The sequence below is a fragment of the Streptococcus sp. F2 genome (assembly GCF_056500955.1).
Map to the genome: position 1 here is coordinate 118,037 of NZ_JBWKAI010000001.1, position 18,477 is coordinate 136,513.

General features: G+C 40.4%; 19 protein-coding genes and 1 riboswitch. Of the genes, 5 read left to right on the top strand and 14 right to left on the bottom strand.

Annotated features, from left to right (window positions below):
* Positions 1-248: 248 nt before the first annotated feature.
* The 3 genes from ACYTR8_RS00640 to ACYTR8_RS00650 form a co-directional block, all read right to left on the bottom strand.
* Positions 249-839: an ATP-dependent Clp protease proteolytic subunit gene (locus tag ACYTR8_RS00640; protein ID WP_002985850.1), complete on the bottom strand. Its 591-nt coding sequence runs from the start codon at positions 837-839 to the stop codon at positions 249-251.
* A gap of 221 nt (positions 840-1,060) precedes the next feature.
* Positions 1,061-1,690, bottom strand: a complete 630-nt coding sequence (upp, locus tag ACYTR8_RS00645; RefSeq protein ID WP_003058279.1) for a uracil phosphoribosyltransferase — start codon at positions 1,688-1,690, stop codon at positions 1,061-1,063.
* A gap of 198 nt (positions 1,691-1,888) precedes the next feature.
* Positions 1,889-3,523: a putative polysaccharide biosynthesis protein gene (locus ACYTR8_RS00650; protein WP_111715488.1), complete on the bottom strand. Its 1,635-nt coding sequence runs from the start codon at positions 3,521-3,523 to the stop codon at positions 1,889-1,891.
* An 87-nt stretch (positions 3,524-3,610) separates the two neighbouring features.
* On the opposite strand from ACYTR8_RS00650, the gene ACYTR8_RS00655 reads away from it, so the two are divergent.
* From ACYTR8_RS00655 to ACYTR8_RS00675, 5 genes are all read left to right on the top strand, one after another.
* Positions 3,611-5,056, top strand: a complete 1,446-nt coding sequence (locus ACYTR8_RS00655; protein WP_479641488.1) for a UDP-N-acetylmuramoyl-L-alanyl-D-glutamate--L-lysine ligase — start codon at positions 3,611-3,613, stop codon at positions 5,054-5,056.
* Positions 5,057-5,304: 248 nt separating this feature from the next.
* The gene (locus tag ACYTR8_RS00660; protein ID WP_479641489.1) at positions 5,305-6,087 is read left to right on the top strand and encodes an ABC transporter ATP-binding protein; all 783 of its coding nucleotides are present in this window, start codon (positions 5,305-5,307) and stop codon (positions 6,085-6,087) included.
* 24 nt (positions 6,088-6,111) lie between these two features.
* Positions 6,112-7,050: an iron-hydroxamate ABC transporter substrate-binding protein gene (locus tag ACYTR8_RS00665; RefSeq protein ID WP_479640196.1), complete on the top strand. Its 939-nt coding sequence runs from the start codon at positions 6,112-6,114 to the stop codon at positions 7,048-7,050.
* Positions 7,043-8,086 carry an iron ABC transporter permease gene (locus tag ACYTR8_RS00670; RefSeq protein ID WP_111715478.1) on the top strand — a complete coding sequence of 348 codons (1,044 nt, stop codon included), beginning with the start codon at positions 7,043-7,045 and terminating at the stop codon, positions 8,084-8,086. Before ACYTR8_RS00665 ends, ACYTR8_RS00670 begins: the two co-directional genes overlap by 8 nt.
* Positions 8,083-9,084: a FecCD family ABC transporter permease gene (locus ACYTR8_RS00675; protein WP_269760884.1), complete on the top strand. Its 1,002-nt coding sequence runs from the start codon at positions 8,083-8,085 to the stop codon at positions 9,082-9,084. Before ACYTR8_RS00670 ends, ACYTR8_RS00675 begins: the two co-directional genes overlap by 4 nt.
* 44 nt (positions 9,085-9,128) lie before the next feature.
* On the opposite strand, the gene ACYTR8_RS00680 is transcribed toward ACYTR8_RS00675, so the two are convergent.
* The 11 genes from ACYTR8_RS00680 to ACYTR8_RS00730 all read right to left on the bottom strand — a co-directional run bounded on the left by ACYTR8_RS00680 (position 9,129) and on the right by ACYTR8_RS00730 (position 18,426).
* On the bottom strand, positions 9,129-9,782 hold the full coding sequence (locus ACYTR8_RS00680) for a DUF1803 domain-containing protein (protein ID WP_111717891.1): 654 nt from the start codon (positions 9,780-9,782) through the stop codon (positions 9,129-9,131).
* A 74-nt stretch (positions 9,783-9,856) separates the two neighbouring features.
* Positions 9,857-10,792, bottom strand: a complete 936-nt coding sequence (locus ACYTR8_RS00685; RefSeq protein WP_111715473.1) for a manganese-dependent inorganic pyrophosphatase — start codon at positions 10,790-10,792, stop codon at positions 9,857-9,859.
* A 129-nt stretch (positions 10,793-10,921) separates the two neighbouring features.
* A complete protein-coding gene (gene pflA, locus ACYTR8_RS00690) occupies positions 10,922-11,713 on the bottom strand; it encodes a pyruvate formate-lyase-activating protein (protein WP_003054166.1) in 792 nt (263 codons plus the stop codon).
* A 77-nt stretch (positions 11,714-11,790) separates the two neighbouring features.
* The gene (locus ACYTR8_RS00695) at positions 11,791-13,125 is read right to left on the bottom strand and encodes a hemolysin family protein (RefSeq protein ID WP_111715470.1); all 1,335 of its coding nucleotides are present in this window, start codon (positions 13,123-13,125) and stop codon (positions 11,791-11,793) included.
* 119 nt (positions 13,126-13,244) lie between these two features.
* Entirely contained in the window at positions 13,245-13,799 is a 555-nt protein-coding gene (mnmM, locus tag ACYTR8_RS00700) for a tRNA 5-(aminomethyl)-2-thiouridylate-methyltransferase MnmM (protein ID WP_111715468.1), read from the bottom strand.
* Between the two features lie 9 nt (positions 13,800-13,808).
* The gene (gene mnmL / locus ACYTR8_RS00705; protein WP_269760883.1) at positions 13,809-14,768 is read right to left on the bottom strand and encodes a tRNA modification radical SAM protein MnmL/YtqA; all 960 of its coding nucleotides are present in this window, start codon (positions 14,766-14,768) and stop codon (positions 13,809-13,811) included.
* 176 nt (positions 14,769-14,944) lie between these two features.
* Entirely contained in the window at positions 14,945-15,595 is a 651-nt protein-coding gene (locus ACYTR8_RS00710) for a phosphatase PAP2 family protein (protein WP_111715463.1), read from the bottom strand.
* 4 nt (positions 15,596-15,599) lie between these two features.
* Positions 15,600-16,163 carry an ECF transporter S component gene (locus tag ACYTR8_RS00715; protein WP_012766607.1) on the bottom strand — a complete coding sequence of 188 codons (564 nt, stop codon included), beginning with the start codon at positions 16,161-16,163 and terminating at the stop codon, positions 15,600-15,602.
* Positions 16,164-16,241: 78 nt separating this feature from the next.
* Positions 16,242-16,366, bottom strand: a riboswitch (FMN riboswitch).
* A gap of 352 nt (positions 16,367-16,718) precedes the next feature.
* On the bottom strand, positions 16,719-17,264 hold the full coding sequence (locus ACYTR8_RS00720; protein WP_111715460.1) for a tRNA (cytidine(34)-2'-O)-methyltransferase: 546 nt from the start codon (positions 17,262-17,264) through the stop codon (positions 16,719-16,721).
* Between the two features lie 191 nt (positions 17,265-17,455).
* Positions 17,456-17,707, bottom strand: coding sequence for a membrane protein insertion efficiency factor YidD (gene yidD / locus ACYTR8_RS00725; RefSeq protein WP_269760882.1), 252 nt, complete (start codon positions 17,705-17,707; stop codon positions 17,456-17,458).
* The gene (locus ACYTR8_RS00730; RefSeq protein WP_111715455.1) at positions 17,704-18,426 is read right to left on the bottom strand and encodes a pseudouridine synthase; all 723 of its coding nucleotides are present in this window, start codon (positions 18,424-18,426) and stop codon (positions 17,704-17,706) included. The genes yidD and ACYTR8_RS00730 overlap by 4 nt, the downstream gene beginning before the upstream one ends.
* Positions 18,427-18,477 lie beyond the last annotated feature (51 nt).

The following is an 18,477-nucleotide window of genomic DNA, read 5'->3' on the forward strand; positions in this document are numbered from 1 at the left end:
CTCATAATCATCATGAAATGATTTTTTCCTGTTTTCTCACACTGATAGGATTATCATTCACTAGCAAATAACTAAGGAACTCTTAACCATAGGAAGGGCTCATCAAAAGCTCATCAGATAAGTAAAACTTTTTTCTCCTTAGCCTCACAACAGCTCACAGGACTCATTCCCCTTCCAAGATAAGCAAAATGACCAGTCCTCTAGTCAGAAGAAACTGGTCATTTAAAGCGTTTGTTCAGGAAAACCTTTTATTTTAATTCGTTATTTTCCATGATTTCATCAATGAAACCGTAAGCCAAGGTTTCTTCAGCACTCATCCAATAATCACGTTCAGCATCTTTGTGAATTTGTTTAATGGTCTTTCCAGCATTTTGTGCTAAGATTTTTTCTAAACGGTGACGAGTTTTTAAGAGGTGCTCTGCAGCAATGGCCATATCTGTTTGTTGTGTACCACCACCTGTACCACCCATTGGTTGGTGAATCATGTATTCTGCATTTGGTAACATGAAGCGTTTGCCCTTAGTACCTGATGAAGCAATGACAGTCCCCATAGAAGCGGCCATCCCCATAACAATGGTTTGGACATCAGCTTTGATAAAGTTCATGGTGTCGACAATAGCCAAACCCGCTGAAACAGAACCACCAGGTGTGTTGACATACAAATAAATGTCTTTCGTATTGTCCTGAGCATCAAGGAATAAAAGCTGCGCAATGACAGAGTTTGCCATGTTGTCCTCAACAGGGCCTGTCAACATGATAATACGGTCTTTTAATAAGCGTGAGTAAATGTCATAAGAACGTTCACCACGACTAGTTTGTTCAATAACAACAGGAATCATAAAAAATCTCCAATCTACAAAGGTTCCAAAGTAGTCCCTAACCTAGAGGGGGTCCTACTATAAATGCCCTCTTTTATAATGATTGACCCTATTATAATCTTTTGGTCAAGAAAGGTCAAATGATAAACTTACTTTTAAAAAAGAGGGGGACCCTCTCTGATTTCTAGGAAATCAAATCAGGTTTCCACCCCATATCCTTAGTTTAGTGAGCTTCTAGTTGACTATTTAGTCCCGAAAAGACGATCGCCAGCATCTCCCAAACCTGGAACAATGTAACCATGTTCATTGAGACGCTCATCAAGGGCAGCAGTGAAAATATCAACATCTGGATGAGCCTCTTGAAGTTTTTTAACCCCTTCTGGGGCTGCTACCAAGCAGACAAACTTGATGTTGGTTGCTCCACGTTTTTTCAACGAATCAACTGCTAAGATAGCCGAACCACCTGTTGCCAACATTGGGTCAACAAGGAAAATTTGACGTTGGTCAATGTCTTCTGGTAATTTCACCAAGTACTCAACAGGTTCTAAGGTCTCTTCATCGCGGTACATACCGATATGCCCAACTTTTGCTGCTGGTACAAGGCTCAAGAAACCATCAACCATTCCAATACCGGCACGGAGAATAGGAACGATAGCAAGTTTTTTACCAGCTAGTTGTTTTTGCACAGTCTTAGAAACTGGTGTCTGAATTTCCACATCTTCCAATGGAAGGTCACGAGACACTTCGTATCCCATAAGCATGGCAATTTCATTAACCAATTCACGGAAATCCTTTGTCGATGTTGTTTGACGACGTAAGATTGAGAGTTTATGCTGAATGAGCGGATGCGAAATAACTTGACATTTTCCCATGTTGATATACTTCCTTCTATATTTTTTTACACTTTTACCATTATACCAAAAAACTGGTCACTTTGCTCGGGAAATCCTGATTTTTATTGATTATCTTTCCTCCTTTTCTTTATACTCCTGATTTCCTTACCGATAAATGGCAAAAAAGAAACCACTTCACAATCAGTTCATCGTGAAATCGTTTCTCTTGATAACTCTTTAGTGCCAACCTAATTTCTGACGAAGACGACTAGCCTTGCTACCGATTAACTTGTCAAGTTGATGTGTCAGCAAGGTGAGAGTCGTGTAAACTGCCATTCCCAAACCTCCAATAATCAAGAGGTAAAAAAGACTGGTTAGACGACCTGTTGGTTTAAAGGCATAGCCCAAAAGCCAATTAGCAATAAAAACAACCAAGCCCATGATTATCGTTTCAATCAGGGTCAATAAGAGACGTTTTTGTAACAGTTTACGATTAAATCGAGTAACCTGATGCAAGCGACGATACATGAGGTAAATAGGGACTAAAAGAGCAATGGTTGTTGCTAACAGTGGCCCGTAGGCATGCATAAGGTAAATTAACGGTACTTGTAAGACGAGCTTGATGAGAATCCCATAAGCAAAATAATAAATAGCTTTGCGATTTTCAAAAAGAGCCTGAAGCATGGGTGAAAAAAGGGTATAAAGAGCTAGTAGCAAGGTTTGGAATAAGACAGCCACAAAAAGATGAATGGCACGGTCTTCACTAGCTCCATAAAAAACAGAATAAAGTGGTCTAGCTAGAATAATGGCCCCTGTCAAAGCTGGCAATAAGAACATCATCAACATTTCAATATTATTGATAATCAGGCGTGCCGCTGCTCTCATGTCTTTTTTGACATAATTTTCTGTCAACAAGGCAATACCAACCCCTCCGATAGAAGCTGCTACAGCGATTAAAACCATGGTAATTTTAGCAGGATTAGCGTTAAAATAACCAAATAAAACCAATAATTGAGAGCGGCTATAATCTGTAAACAGACTCATGGTGTTCACAAAGGACCACTGGTCAATCAACTGAAAGGCTTGAATAGCACTTCCTGTCACGATAAAGGGGATAGATTCTTTTAAGGTTTCAAGCAACAAGCCCTTGATATCAATAGAAACGGTATGATCTGGCTTACTAAAAATAACTGCTAGAAGTCCCTGTTTCCAAAGATAGTATCCCAGAACACCCATACTAGCCACCATCCCGATAAAGGCTGCAAAAGTTGACTGAGTCACTGCTGAAGCGTAATCACCAGAACCTAATTTCATGATAAGGAAGGTGGTCAGAAGCATCCAAATGACTCGAATCAATTGCTCAGCAATCTGACTAATGGCATAGGGCTTAATGTTATTGTGCCCCTGAAAAATACCTCGAATGACACTCATGACTGGAAAGACAAGGACAGCCAAGGAAAGACTATGCATAATTGGAATAAGCTTAGCATCCCCACCAGATAAACTGGTAAATAAGGGAGAACCTAGATACATAATTGCCGAAAACACAACACCCAAACCAAGCATGAGTTTTAACGTGCTCCGAATCAATTGGTAGCTATGCTCCGTCTGCCCCATAGAATTGTATTTGGCGACTTGCTTAGCAATCGCAACATTAAGTCCTGTGGTTGAAATCAATAAAAAATAAGCATAAACATTATACCCCATATTGAAAAGAGCATTGGCTTGAATCGCGTATTGCCCCATCCAAATGTACCAGGGAATAATGTATAATACTCCTAAAAGTCGGCTAATAAAATTACCAGCTGTGGACCAGGCTGCTCCCTGAACCATCAATTCTTCTTGTGTCAGTTGTTTTTTTTCTGTCGACATATCTATTCTTTCCTAGTTTCTATTAGCTTTATTATAAACTTTTGCTTGTGACTTGTAAAACAGGAACTTTAAAGATAAAATAAGGGTATGATAAGCATTGAACACGTATTAAACATTTTAAAAAAAGACCATAATTTTCGAGAAGTCCTTGATGCACAGGGCTATCACTACCACTACCGAGGGTTACAATTTGAACGGCTTAGTTATGACAGCCGTCAAGTAGATGACAAAACCCTCTTTTTTGCTAAGGGAGCTACATTCAAGGCTGAATACCTTAAAGAAGCAATCGCTAAGGGACTTACTCTTTATGTCTCAGAAGTAGATTATAAGCTTGATATTCCCGTTGTTTTGGTCACTGATATTAAAAAGGCCATGAGTTTAATCGCTATGGCTTTCTATGATAATCCTCAGGATCAGCTCAAACTCTTAGGGTTTACTGGAACAAAAGGCAAAACAACAGCTGCTTATTTTGCCTACCATATTTTGAAAGAATCCTATAAACCTGCCTTGTTGTCTACGATGAACACTACCTTGGACGGTCAAACTTTCTTCAAATCACAATTGACAACTCCTGAAAGTCTAGACCTTTTTGCTATGATGGCCGAGTGTGTTAAAAATGGCATGACTCACTTGATTATGGAAGTATCTAGTCAGGCTTATCTTGTTGGCCGCGTCTATGGGCTTACGTTTGATGTCGGAGTATTCCTCAACATCAGTCCTGACCACATTGGTCCTATTGAGCACCCAACGTTTGAAGACTATTTTTACCACAAACGTCTTTTAATGGAGAATAGCAGAGCTGTTGTGATCAATAGCGGTATGGATCATTTCCCATTTCTAGCTGATCAGGTAGCTAATCAAGAGCACGCTTTCTATGGTGCCTTATCTGACAACCAGATCACCACTAGCCAAGCTTTTTCATTTGAGGCCAATGGACAATTGGCTGGGCACTATGAGATCCAATTAATCGGGCACTTCAATCAAGAAAATGCTATGGCTGCTGGATTGGCTTGTCTTCGCTTAGGGGCTAGCTTAGCTGATATTCAAAAGGGTATCGCTAAGACTCGCGTGCCAGGCCGCATGGAAGTTCTTACCATGACTAATCATGCCAAAGTTTTCGTCGATTACGCCCATAATGGTGACAGCTTAGAAAAATTACTCAGCGTCGTGGAGGAACATCAAACTGGTAACCTGGTATTAATCTTAGGAGCCCCAGGAAATAAAGGAGAAAGCCGACGAGCAGATTTTGGAGCAGTGATTAACCAGCATCCTAATCTCACCGTTATTCTCACTGCTGATGATCCTAATTTCGAAGATCCAGAAGATATTTCGCAGGAAATTGCTAGCCATATCACGCGCCCGATTGACATTGTTAGTGACCGTGAGCAAGCCATTCAAAAAGCCATGTCTCTTTGCCAAGGGCCAGAAGATGCTGTCATTATTGCTGGTAAAGGGGCGGATGCCTACCAGATTGTCAAAGGGGAAAAAGCACCCTATGCAGGTGATTTGGCTGTTGCCCAACGTTATCTTTAATAAGCCCAAATGCACTTAATAAGAATGATTATTGCTACTCTTTTTAACCATTCTAATGAGGAAAACTTTTTTAGTAAAATCAAATCTCACATAAGGAAAAGGCTTTTTTAGGCCTTTTTTCTATGCTATAATGATGGAGATTTTGAGAAAACATTATTTTTCTCAGATGATTCCAAAAGAGTCGGTAAGATGAGTTCTCTTGACATCTTAATCGATCATTTTTATGATGTTTAGAAAGGAGGTAACCTATGACACAAATCAGTGCTGAAGCAATTGCCATTGCTTATGATAAGATGACTATTATAGACGATTTGTCCCTTTGCATTCCTCAAGGAGAAATAACAACTATTATTGGCGCCAATGGTTCTGGTAAATCAACTTTGCTAAAAGGATTAACCAGACTATTGCCACTCAACAAAGGGGCCGTTTATTTAGATGGACAAAGTATTGCGAAGCTTGCGACCAAAGAAGTGGCTAAAAAGATTGCTCTACTTCCTCAAGTCCAAGAGACAACTGATGGCACAACGGTTTACGAATTGGTCTCCTACGGTCGATTTCCTCACCAATCCTGCCTCGGAAAACTCAGCCAAACTGATAAAGATACCATTCATTGGGCCATGGAGGCTACTAAGATAACAGCCTATGCTAACCAACCTGTCGATACCCTATCTGGTGGACAACGACAACGAGTCTGGATTGCTATGGCACTGGCCCAAGATACTGATACCATTTTTTTAGATGAGCCAACAACTTATCTAGACATGAACCATCAACTAGAAATCTTAGACTTACTCAAAAGCTTGAATCAAACATCAGGTAAGACGATGGTGATGGTCCTTCACGACCTTAATCTTTCAGCACGTTACTCTGATCATCTGATTGCCATGAAAGAAGGACAAATCAAATACGTTGGCTCTGTCAGAGAAGTGATGACGCCAGCCGTTATCCAAGATCTTTTCCACATCAAGGCACAACTTATTGATGATCCTATCCACAACTGCCCAATATTGCTGACCTATCAGCTCCAATAAATTTATTCTAGGAGAATAGAATACATGAAAAAATTAGCCCTACTATTAACACTTTGTTTGACAACCATTACCTTAGTTGCCTGTGGTAATCAAACAAGCAGTAAGCCAAATTCCAGTTCAAATAGCCTATCAAGTATGCCAAACATTGCTGGTATGACCTACTATGGAGATATTCCTAGTCAACCAAAGCGAGTGGTCAGTCTGGCTTCCACTTACACTGGTTACCTCAAAAAATTAGATTTAAACTTAGTTGGTGTCACTTCTTACGACAAGAAAAACCCTGTCCTTGCTAAGACGATTAAAAATGCTAAACAAGTGGCTGCGACTGATTTAGAAGCTATCACTGCATTAGAACCTGATGTTATTGTGGTGGGCTCTACAGAAGAAAATATCAAACAATTGGCAGAAATCGCTCCTGTTATTTCGATTGAATACCGTAAACGGGATTATCTCCAAGTCTTCTCGGACTTTGGACGTGTCTTTAACAAAGAAAAAGAAACAGCCAAATGGCTAAAAGACTGGGAAACAAAAACAGCAGCTTATGAAAAAGAAGTCAAGGCTGTTACAGGTGACAAAGCGACATTTACCATTATGGGACTTTACGAAAAAGAGATTTACCTCTTCGGTAAAGACTGGGGACGCGGTGGGGAGATTATCCACCAAGCTTTCCACTATGATGCTCCTGAAAAAGTCAAACAGGATGTCTTTAAACAAGGCTACCTGTCTCTATCCCAAGAAGTCCTTCCCGACTACATTGGAGATTATATAGTGGTTGCTGCTGAAGACGACAAGACTGGCTCTGCCTTATATGAAAGCGATCTTTGGAAATCTCTTCCAGCCATTCAGAAAAATCATGTCATTAAAGTCAATGCTAATGTCTTTTATTTTACAGACCCACTGTCTTTGGAATACCAATTGAAGACCTTGCGAAAGGCAATTCTCTCAAGTGAAAGTAATGCATAAGTCACCTGATTACATCTATTTACCTACTCAAAAAACTAAAAGAGTCACTAAGTCACAGACTTTTTGGCTTCTTTTTGCTCTTATCAGCCTAAGCTTAGTCCTTGCCATCTATTGCAATCTTCGCTTCGGAGCCATTCATCTATCTCATCAGGATATCAGCCGTATTTTTCTCGGAAAGCAAGGAGGCCATAAGGCCAATGTCCTTCTTGATATTCGTATCCCTCGACTAATGGCTGCTGCTTTAGTTGGGGCTGCCCTCGCTGTTTCTGGTGCAATTATGCAGGGCATTACGCACAACCCTATTGCTGAGCCTGGCCTCTTGGGTATTAATTCTGGCGCTGGATTAGCCTTGGTTTTGGCGTACGCTTTTGTGCCTCATCTGCACTACTCTCTCATTATTCTGCTGTCGTTGTTGGGTTCTTGCCTTGCAGCTGCTTTAGTATTTGGACTTTCTTACCAAGCTAGAAAAGGCTATCATCAGCTTCGCCTTGTTCTGGCAGGAGCTATGGTTTCCATACTGCTATCAGCACTAGGTCAAGGTGTCACCAATTACTATCATCTGGCTAATGCCATTATCGGTTGGCAAGCAGGAGGATTAGTCGGCGTTAACTGGCAGATGGTGGCCTACATAGCACCTCTTGTCGTGGCCAGCCTTGTCCTTGCACAGCTCTTATCTTATCACCTCACTATTCTTAGTTTGAGCGACTATCAAGCAAAGGCTCTCGGCCAAAGGACCACGTTGATGAGTGCTATCTTTATGCTCTTGGTTCTTCTATTATCCTCGGCAGCTGTGGCTATCGCTGGAAGTATTTCCTTTGTTGGTCTGATGGTTCCTCATCTCATCAAGGTCTTTGCTGCCAAAAATTATCGCCAGATTATCCCACTATCTGCCTTATTAGGAGCTAGTTTCATGCTATGGGTTGATTTTGCATGCCGCAATCTCAACCCTCCTTATGAAACACCCCTATCTGCCCTCGTTAGTCTGGTTGGTTTTCCGTGTTTCTTATGGTTGCTTAGAAAAGGAGGTACTCATTGAAATCGTTTAAACAAGTAGCCCCTTTTTACTTGGGATTGTTCCTTCTTCTTTTAGGACTTATCTTGATGTCCTTGTCTATAGGAGAGTCCAACATGTCTCTCCTTAGTGTAATCAAGGTTTTACTAGGAGAATCCAACAGTGCCATGACCTTAATCATCACTAAGATTCGTCTACCAAGAATTTTAGCAGCTTGTGTTGGAGGGGGCTCACTTGCTCTATCAGGACTTTTGCTACAAAGCTTGACACGAAATCCTCTAGCTGATTCTGGTATTTTAGGGATTAATACGGGAGCAGGGGTAACACTTGCTATCTTTGTTTCTTTTTCTTCTCTTAATCAGACTATCCTTAGCCAGTTCCTCCCTTTATTTGCCATGCTTGGCGCTAGCCTAACGATTTTGAGTGTCTACCAGCTCTCACTAACCAAGCAAGGAAAAATCAACCCTACCCGCTTGATGATTACGGGTGTCGGGGTCACCACTATGTTGTCCAGTTTAATGGTCGCCCTTGTTGGCAATGTCAACCGCTACAAAGTTGATTTGGTGATTAACTGGTTGAGTGGTCAACTTACGGGCGACGATTGGCCAACCCTGACACTCATTGCTCCACTGCTCATTTTGCTTTGGCTAGTGGGTTTTTATCAAGCACACTACCTTAACATCATGACCTTATCCGACGATACCGCTATTGGACTTGGTCTAGCCTTAAATGCTCAACGATTAGTAACATTGGCATTAGCTACTGCTCTTGCCGCCTTGAGCGTGCTTTTGGTTGGTAATATTAGTTTTATCGGCCTAATGGCAGGCCATACCAGCAAACGTCTTGTTGGAAACGACCACCGCTTAACCATACCTACTAGCTTATTCATCGGTATGCTAATCCTTCTGATTGCAGATACAATAGGACGAGTCTATCTCGTTGGCAGTAATATCCAAACAGGCATCTTAGTATCGCTAATTGGAGCACCATACTTCCTTTACTTAATGGCAAAAACAAAATAAAGATAATCAAAACGCTAAGAACAAAGTATATTCTTAGCGTTTTTCTATGGTGCTGTAAAGGTTAAACTTTCTTTATCCAAGGTCATTAGCAGCTGGTATTTTGTAGGCTCCACCTGTACCAAATACCCAAGCTTGACTAAGGCTTCCACAAAAATATCCGGCCGTTTTTGCATCACAAGGTCTTTACGCGTGAATTTAAGTAAGAAGGTGGTCATGTATTTAAGGGCGTATTCCTGATTCACATCTCCCAAGAGTTTGTACAGATCCATCTGCTCAGCCGATGGTTTTTCACCTCTTGTGAGACGATAAAAATAATTAGCTAGAGTCAACTGACTTCTCGTGATGTTGGTCTTTTCCTTGATGATCACTTGATTGGTCTGGTTAGCTAACTGAGTCTCAAAGGTAACCGCTAAAAAATCCTCATACTTAACTGAACAGGTGTCCACAAAAAGCATGGTGTCTAAGGCTAGTTGCTGATCAGAAGTCACTATGGGAAGATTGATGCCGTAACGCTTATTTTCACGGCGAATATAGCCAGCTTGAACGTAACTTTCAATAGCCTTGTCGATACCTGTGATATTAGGAAAGGCTTTTTTGATATCTCGTAAAATAACGTGATCATGCTGGTCGAGATAATTGATAAGGTCTTGAAAAAAAGATTGTCTGGTGAGCTTATCTGAATGAAATACTGTTATCATACCTTCTATTATAGCATAGAAGAGTGAAAAAAGGGCTTGGTCAAAAAACCAAGCCCTTTTAAAGAGTCTTTTCATTAAGCTCCAAAACTTTCTGTCAATTGTGGAACCACTTGTTTCTTACGAGAAACGGCACCTGCCAAGAAGGCATGATTGTTTTCAAGAGTGAAGTTAAAGGCTGCTTCCACCTTATCCATGTTAGCACCAATAGCTAAGATTTCAGAGTTTGAGTTAACAATATCAGTTACCATTAAGACAAAATCTGAATAACCTTCTGCAGCCATAGCATCTTTAATCGCTGCTTCAATAGCTTCTTGACGTTCTAAAACTTCTGAAATGTCAACAGTGTTCACTTGTGCCACGCGTACAGCATTCCCGTTTAATTCAAAGGTTTTAGCATCAATATCAATCAATTCTGCTTCTGATTTGCTTGCAAGATTTGTACCAGCTTTTAGAAGAGACATGCCGTAAGCTTCCAAGTTGACCTCTGCTAGCTCTGCCAATTCTTCAGCGACACGATGGTCAGACACATGAGTTGTTGGAGATTTCAATAACAAGGTATCTGAAATCAAACCAGACAAGAGCATTCCAGCAATCGCTTTAGGGACATCAATACCATTTTCTTTGAACATACGGTAAACGATAGATGAGGCAGAACCGACAGGTTCCACTCGCATATACAATGGATTAGCAGTCTCAAAGTTTGCCACACGGTGATGGTCTACCACACCATAGACCTCAACCTCACGGATATCTGCAATAGATTGTTGAAACTCATTGTGGTCTGTCAAAATCACTTGTTCAGCCCCTTCTGCTTTAGCAGATTCAACCACACGCGGTGCTTCAACACCAAAATAATCAAGGGCAAAAGCTGTTTCTTCGTTAGGAGTTCCTAAAGCTACCACTTCAGTATCCAAGCCAAAGGCTTTTTGTGACAAGTAATCAAAGCCATATGACGATGCGATGGCATCCGTATCAGGATTTTGGTGACCAAAAACTAAAATTTTTGACATAATAATTCTACCTCATTCTCTTTATTCATCTTATTTTAGCAAAATTGCCCCCTAAAATCAAAGGGGGATTGCCGAGCACTCACCTTGTAAACACAAAAAGCTGGGATATTTCCCAACTTCAAGAAAAGCTTATGACTGATGAATCCGATTCATGTATTCTGTATAAGACTCGGTTTGCATCAAGTTTTTGGCATTTTGAACCCTTTCCTTGGTCGGTGGTTTAACCCCTTCCAGCTGGTAAGGAATACCTAGTTCACGCCATTTGAATTCTCCCATAGTATGGTAAGGCAAAACTTCAAATTTATCGACATTTTTCAAGGTCTTTACAAACTCACCCAATCGTACCAAATGATCGTCAATATCGGTCAATCCCGGCACTAAAACATGTCGAATCCAGACAGGAATCTGCTTGTCGGATAAATACCTAGCAAATTCTAAAATATTTTGATTAGGCTGACGCGTCACAATCTTATGTTGTTCTTCATCAATTTCTTTCAGGTCTAATAGGATTAAATCTGTCACTGCCAGTAATTTGTCCAGAACCTCATGGTATTCAGGTGTAGGTCTATAAGCAAAACCACAGGTATCCAGTGTCGTATGGATGCCTAATTTTTTTGCCTCAGTGAACAAGGCAGTGATAAAGTCAATTTGGAGCATAGCTTCACCACCTGAAACTGTAATACCACCTTTTTTTCCCCAAAAATGTTTATACTGAAGGGCTTCTTTTAAAACGTCATTAACCGTTCTAAGTTTTGAGTTATTGGTTTCCATCTCCCAAGTGTCCGGATTATGGCAATACTGGCAACGCATTTTACAGCCTTGCAAGAAAATGATAAAACGGATTCCTGGGCCATCCACAGAACCAAAGCTTTCTGTCGAATGCACCATTCCTGTTACTTGTCCATAATCTATCTCAGTCATTGCATCTCCTTCATTTCTTGTAAACGTTTTTACATTTTCATTATAACACTTTTCATAAAAAAGACTAGGCATGAAGCCTAGTCTTCCTCAATAATCTGTTCTATATTAGACAGGATTAATTTTAATTTCGTGATACGCCCATCTTTGACCTTGTCATTGATAAGGACCAAGTGTTTGTCTTGGCTATCTATTTCGTAGGCTTCTTTTTGTTCCTGGCTTGGAATGGTTCCGGTACCAGTTAAATAAAAACCAGCGATGGTATCCACATCATCTGACTCCAATTCCGTATCAAAATACTCATTGAATTCATTTAGCGTCATGGTACCAACGACAATATAGGTATTTTCCCCAATTTCATGCACAAATTGCTCAGCCTTGTCGGTTTCATCATCAATTTCACCAACTATTTCTTCAAGCAGGTCTTCTAAGGTCACTAAACCAGCCACACCCCCATATTCGTCCAGCAAGATGGCCATTTGATTTTGGGTGTTGCGCAGCTGACGTAAAAGGTCATCCACAAAAATCGTCTCAGGAACAAACAGAGGTTCCTGTAAAATCTTTCGCATATTAATGTTTTCAAAGCCCTGACGGAAACCTGATTCTAACAAGCGCTTGGTGTGAATCAAGCCAATAATCTTGTCCTTGTCCACATCATAGACAGGAATACGCGAAAAACTTTGTTTTAAAATTTCTTGAATATTCTCAAGCGGGTCATCATTAATGTCAATCATGAAGGCATCTGTTCTTGGAACCATGACTTCACGCGCCATCATTTCATCTAGCGAGAAAATCCCCTGTAACATTTCGATTTCCTCAGCATCTAGAGTCGCCTCACTGTTTGATAACATGTATTCAATTTCGTCACGCGTCATCTGCTCATCCGCGTCATCGAAGGTCATTGGGGTAATACGGCTCAACAAGTTCGTTGATGCTGACAAGAGCCAAACAAAGGGGCTTACCACCTTACCTAGTCCAATGATGATAGGAGCTGAGACAATCGCCAGCTTGTCTTTAAGGTTCATGGCAATCCGTTTTGGATACAATTCTCCCAAAACAATCGAAACGTAAGTTAAGAAAATCAAAGAGATGATTCCACCTGCTGTTTGAGCAGTCGCTGAACCTCCTAACCAACCTGAAACCACCTTTCCAAGGGAAGCTGATAAACTAGCCCCTGATAAGAGACTAATAAAGGTAATGCCAACCTGGATGGTTGACAAAAAGTGGTTAGGTTCTTCTAACACTCGTAATAAACGAGCGTATTTTTTATCACCATCAGCAGCTTTTTGCTCTACACGAGAGCGGTTCAAAGAGACTAATGCCATCTCGCTAGCTGAGAAGAAGGCATTCAACAAGGTTAAAATAAATAATACTAAAAATTGAATGACTAAAGGCTGACTCACAGGGTCTTCCATGTTAATGTAACTCCTAGAAAATAATATAGTGACTTCATTATATCACATTTATGGGCAAAGCCTAGGGATTTCTTCTTTTTCCACATAAATAATCCCCTGGTTTCCAAGCTGTTTCAAAGCTAGAAATCTGCTAATTTCTCTAACATCACTAAAAAAGGTGGTGTATTGACTTGATTGAGAGGCTTGTAGAGCATGGCAGAAACCAAACGCTGATCCAACTGCCGCACAAAATCAAGCAAGGCATCTTTTTCCATATCGCCACCCTCATGCCCATAATAAACCATGATAGCAACCCGACCACCAACTTCCAAAAGCTTTAGAATTTTTGATAAAGCTAATAGTGTGGTAGCTGGCAAGGTAATCACAGACTTATCCGCACTGGGTAAATAACCAAGGTTGAAAATAGCTGCGCGCACCGGCTCTGTCACATACTGATCAACCGCTTCATGACCCGCTAAAATCAGCTCAGCATTTGATAATCCTAGGTGCGCTAACCGCTCACTTGTTTTTCTAATAGCTTGTTCTTGCACATCAAAAGCATAAACTTTTTTCGCTGATTGTGCCAAAAAGGCAGTATCATTCCCATTGCCCATCGTGGCATCCACAACCACACTAGACTTATCCATAACCTCTGCTAAAAAGTCATGCGAGAGGTGAATAGGGCGTTTTATCATTTTCTTCTCCTATCCAAATCTGTCATCCTTGGGCATATAGCTGTCGGTCAGCCTTACCTTACAGCCCTGCCAACTGTCACGTCTCTCCATTTCTTTGTCAATGGCATTCAGCACTTCCCACTTATTTAGGCTCCACATAGGGCCAATCAACATGTCACGTGGGGCATCCCCTGTGATACGATGAATCACAATATGCTTAGGAATAATTTCTAATTGGTCACAAATAATTGAAACATAGTCCTCTTGACTCAACAACTGCAAGCGTCCTTCATGGTAATCCCTTTGCATTCTAGTATTGGTCATCAAGTGTAACAAATGAAGTTTGATTCCCTGAATATCATTATCTGTCACACAGCGTCTGACGTTTTCTAGCATCATCTCATGTGTCTCACCTGGCAATCCATTAATCAAATGCGACACAATTTCAATCTTAGGGTATTGCCTTAACCGCTTCACCGTCTCTTTGTAGAGGTCGTAGGAATGAGCTCTGTTAATCATTTCAGATGTCTTTTCATAGGTCGTTTGTAAGCCCAATTCCACCGTCACGTGCATGCGCTCTGCCAATTCTGCCAAGTAAGCAATGGTCTCCTCGGGTAGACAGTCAGGCCTTGTCCCAATGTTAATACCAACGACTCCCGGTTCATTGATGGCTTGCTCGTAACGTTCTCGAATCACCTCAACTTTATCATGGGTATTCGTAAAATTTTGGAAGTAAACCAAGTACTGCTTAACTTCTGGCCATTTACGGTGCATAAAGTCAATTTCTTTGTAAAATTGTTCCCGAATCGGGGCATCTGGTGCTACAATAGCATCTCCAGAACCTGAAACTGTGCAAAAAGTACAACCACCATGAGCCACCGTTCCATCACGGTTAGGGCAATCAAATCCCGCATCAATAGGTACTTTAAAAATTTTTGCCCCGAAAAGGGTACGATAGTAATCGTTCAAAGTCTGGTATCGTTTCTTCATAACTCCTATTGTAGCATAAAAGACAAGCAGCAAGATCACCATCTTGCAGAAAAAACTGCTAAGACGGTATCAAAAAAAGAATATGACTAGCATTCAAAAGCTTACCCTTTTGACTACCAGACACATTCTTAATAATGATATCTCCAGACGAATATCTTTTCTGTTTTCTAAGTTCCCTAGTCCTGTTTCAAGAGGAACCGCCATTCAAAGCGTTTTTGATCATAACAAGGATAGAGGAAATGAAGAATCCCAAACCCTAAAATAAATCCTGCCAAGACATCGCTTGGATAATGGACACCCAAATAAACACGAGACAGGCCTATCAATAAGATCAGGGTCACAAACAAAGCATCTACTGCTACTTGTAGGGGTCTTGATTTGATGCGCTGATGGCAAACAATTAACAGACTTCCGAAAATCAACATGCTCCCCATAGCATGACCACTTGGGAAAGAGAAACCACCAGCATAAACCAGGTGTTCAATGCTTGGCCTTGGTCGTTGATACAATAATTTAAAACTTGAAATCAATAAAGCAGCCACAAAACCGTTTGACAAAACCAAAAGGGCTTCCATTTTCCACTTTATGAAGAGGAAAGCAATAACTGATACAGTCACTACAAGAAGTTGTGTCGTTACATTTCCAAATACTGTGATAATCCTAAAAAAACGGGTCACGCTCTGAGGAAGCGTCCCCCTTATAGCAGTTTGAATACTGCTATCAAGCGACGTCAAACTCTCAGGGAAAAATTTAACCGTATAGCCAATCATGACAAAAATCAGTAGGGCAAAAGAAGCTATTAAAAAGTGGTTTTGTTTGTTTTTCATAATATTAGTGTTGATATCTTTCTAAAATAGACTTACTTGCAATATACACGAAATAGAAAGCAATTGCAAATATCAACCCCTCAACAAGGTTAAATGGAATCACCATAGCCACCATATACTTAGCAATCCCAATATAGGCACCAATATCAAAATTAGCAAATTTAGCATAGAGGGGAATCGCAAAAATATAATTGAGAACAACCATGCCAAACGTTAATAAACCTGTGCCTAGTAAGCTAGCAAATACATATTGACTAAGCGTTTTTTGACGGTTCCAAACTAAGGCAAAAGCCGTCACAAATAAAGCGATAGCGATAATATTCATTGGGAGACCAATAAAATCATTAACCCCACGATTGTTCAAAAAGAGTTTCAACAAGGACCTCAATAACAAAATCAAGTAAGCACTCTTTAAATCCATTAAAACCAAGCCAAGTAACACTGGTATGACACTAAACTCAATCTTTAGGAACTCAGCGCCAGGAATGATGGCAAAGCTAAATAGCATCAGAACAAACGAGATGGCTGAAAGGATGGCAACCATAACCATTTTATGTGTCTTTGACATTAAAAAATTCCTCCAATTTTTTCAAATTGAAAGAAGTTCCTTCGTAATTGTGTAGCCCAAAAAAGCCTACGCAAAAAACCCGGTCTTCTCTCATCCAGACTATACTGTCGGTTGTGGAATCGCACCACATCAGCTTGCGCTCGCGGACTTCTAGTTACCTAGTTACCGCCGGTCGGGAATCACACCCTGCCCTGAAGACACTTATAGCATAGCAAATTTATCACTAGATAGCAATAGGTTTGACTATTTTTTAAACAAAAAAAGAGCAGTTTCTTAACCTACTCTCTTTGTGTTTCATTATTTTAGGATATGTGACCGTCTTACCATGCTAACTATTCCGTCATCTTTATGAGGTGGTAACAATAAAGATATGACGAGGTGAGCTATGGTACCAACACTCGTCAAGAAGTCACGCCATAACCAATTTACAGACTAACAGACATGACAACGCCTTCTACATGAGACGATGCGACACTATTTCTACTAGCTGGCAAAGCCTTTCTCCCAAACACAGTTTTCTCTAGGATTAACCTATTTTTCACACCGCAATCTGCTCTATTTTAACTTATCATGCTGATAAGTATGGCTCAATTCAAGGCCTTTGAATTCCTGTTGTCTCAATGCTTCATAAACAATCATGCAGACCGTATTTGAGACATTCAAACTACGAACGTGGTCATCATTCATAGGAATACGCAATGCCTTCTCTGCATGTTCTCGCATAAATGCTTCCGGCAAACCCGTGTCTTCACGGCCAAACAAGAAATAATGAGGCTGATCATCAGCATAGGTTTCCTCAGAATAAACCTTGTCTGCAAACTTGCTAATCAGATGTAGTTTCCCCTGACATTGAGCAACAAAATCTTCTAAGCTATCATAAAAACGCACATCTAGCTTATCCCAGTAATCCAGACCAGCCCGTTTCATTTTACGATCGTCAATAGGGAAGCCCATAGGCTTAATAATGTGAAGAGGAACGTTGGTCGCTGCACAAGTTCTCGCAATATTTCCTGTATTTTGGGGAATTTGTGGTTGAAACAAGACAACATGGTTACGACTATTTTCTTCTTTATAGGTTGGGTTAAGGATTTCTTTTCTCATGACAATCTCACTTATTCTTTTCATTAAAAAAACCACACTGCCCGGAGTCATGCTCAGCAAACAATGTGGTTGATGGTGACTCGCTAACTTAAATCATAACAGGTTTGATTTAAACCAACGAATACTTATTTGTTATTATAACACTTTAACAATGAATGTCAATCTATTTTTGCCAAAGTCCCGTCTTTTTTTCATTTTTTCAGAGCCTTATTATTTCTTTTTAAACTGAAATAATCAGGAACAGGGTCGTCACCACCAGAAACAAAGGGATGGCACCTCAATATTCTTGCTAATCCCATTAATACCCCTTTAGCTCCATGCTTTTCAATAGCAGTGATCATATAAGCTGAACATGTTGGTCGGTAACGACATGTTGGCGGAAATAAAGGGGAAATGTAACGTTGATAAGCTTTAACAGGTGCTACTAATAATGTTGTGATCATTTTTTGGTATTGGCCAAATTATGCAGTTGGCTAATTTCTTTCTTATTTAATCGTCTTGATTCACCTGGTCTTAAACCAGTCAACTCAAGAGTTCCAAAACGTGTACGGGACAATTTATCTACCAATAGCCCCACAGATTCAAACATTTTTTTAACCTGATGATTTCGTCCCTCATGAATTGTCAGTTCGACAATGGAACGATTCTTATCTGCTTCTACACGGATAATATTATAACGAGCCGGCTTCGTTTTCTTCCCATCAATCACCACTCCTCGCGTTAGCGGACGAAGATTCTCTTTCGTTGCAATACCTTTGACACGCGCTAAATAAACCTTATCAATCTCATTTCTTGGGTGAATCATGGTATCAGTAAAATCACCATCATTGGTTAGAATAAGAACACCTGATGTATCCCAGTCTAAACGCCCAACAGGGTAAATCCGTTCTTTAACCTGAGGCAGTAAATCCAGTACCGTTTTACGGCCTTTATCATCTGACACACTGGAAATAACACCGCGTGGCTTATTAAGCAAATAGTAAACCTTTTCCTCGTTGTAAATAGGACTTCCTTCTATTTCAACCACGTCTCCCGATTTAACAGTGGTTGCTAAATCCGTAATGACCTGACCATTTAAGGTGACTAGGCCTTGCTTAATCAATTCTTCAGCCTTACGACGACTGGCAACACCCGCATGGGCAATGTATTTATTAATTCTCATTCTTTTTCTTCTTTCTTTTGGGCAACTGGTCGTCACGATATTACCAGTAAG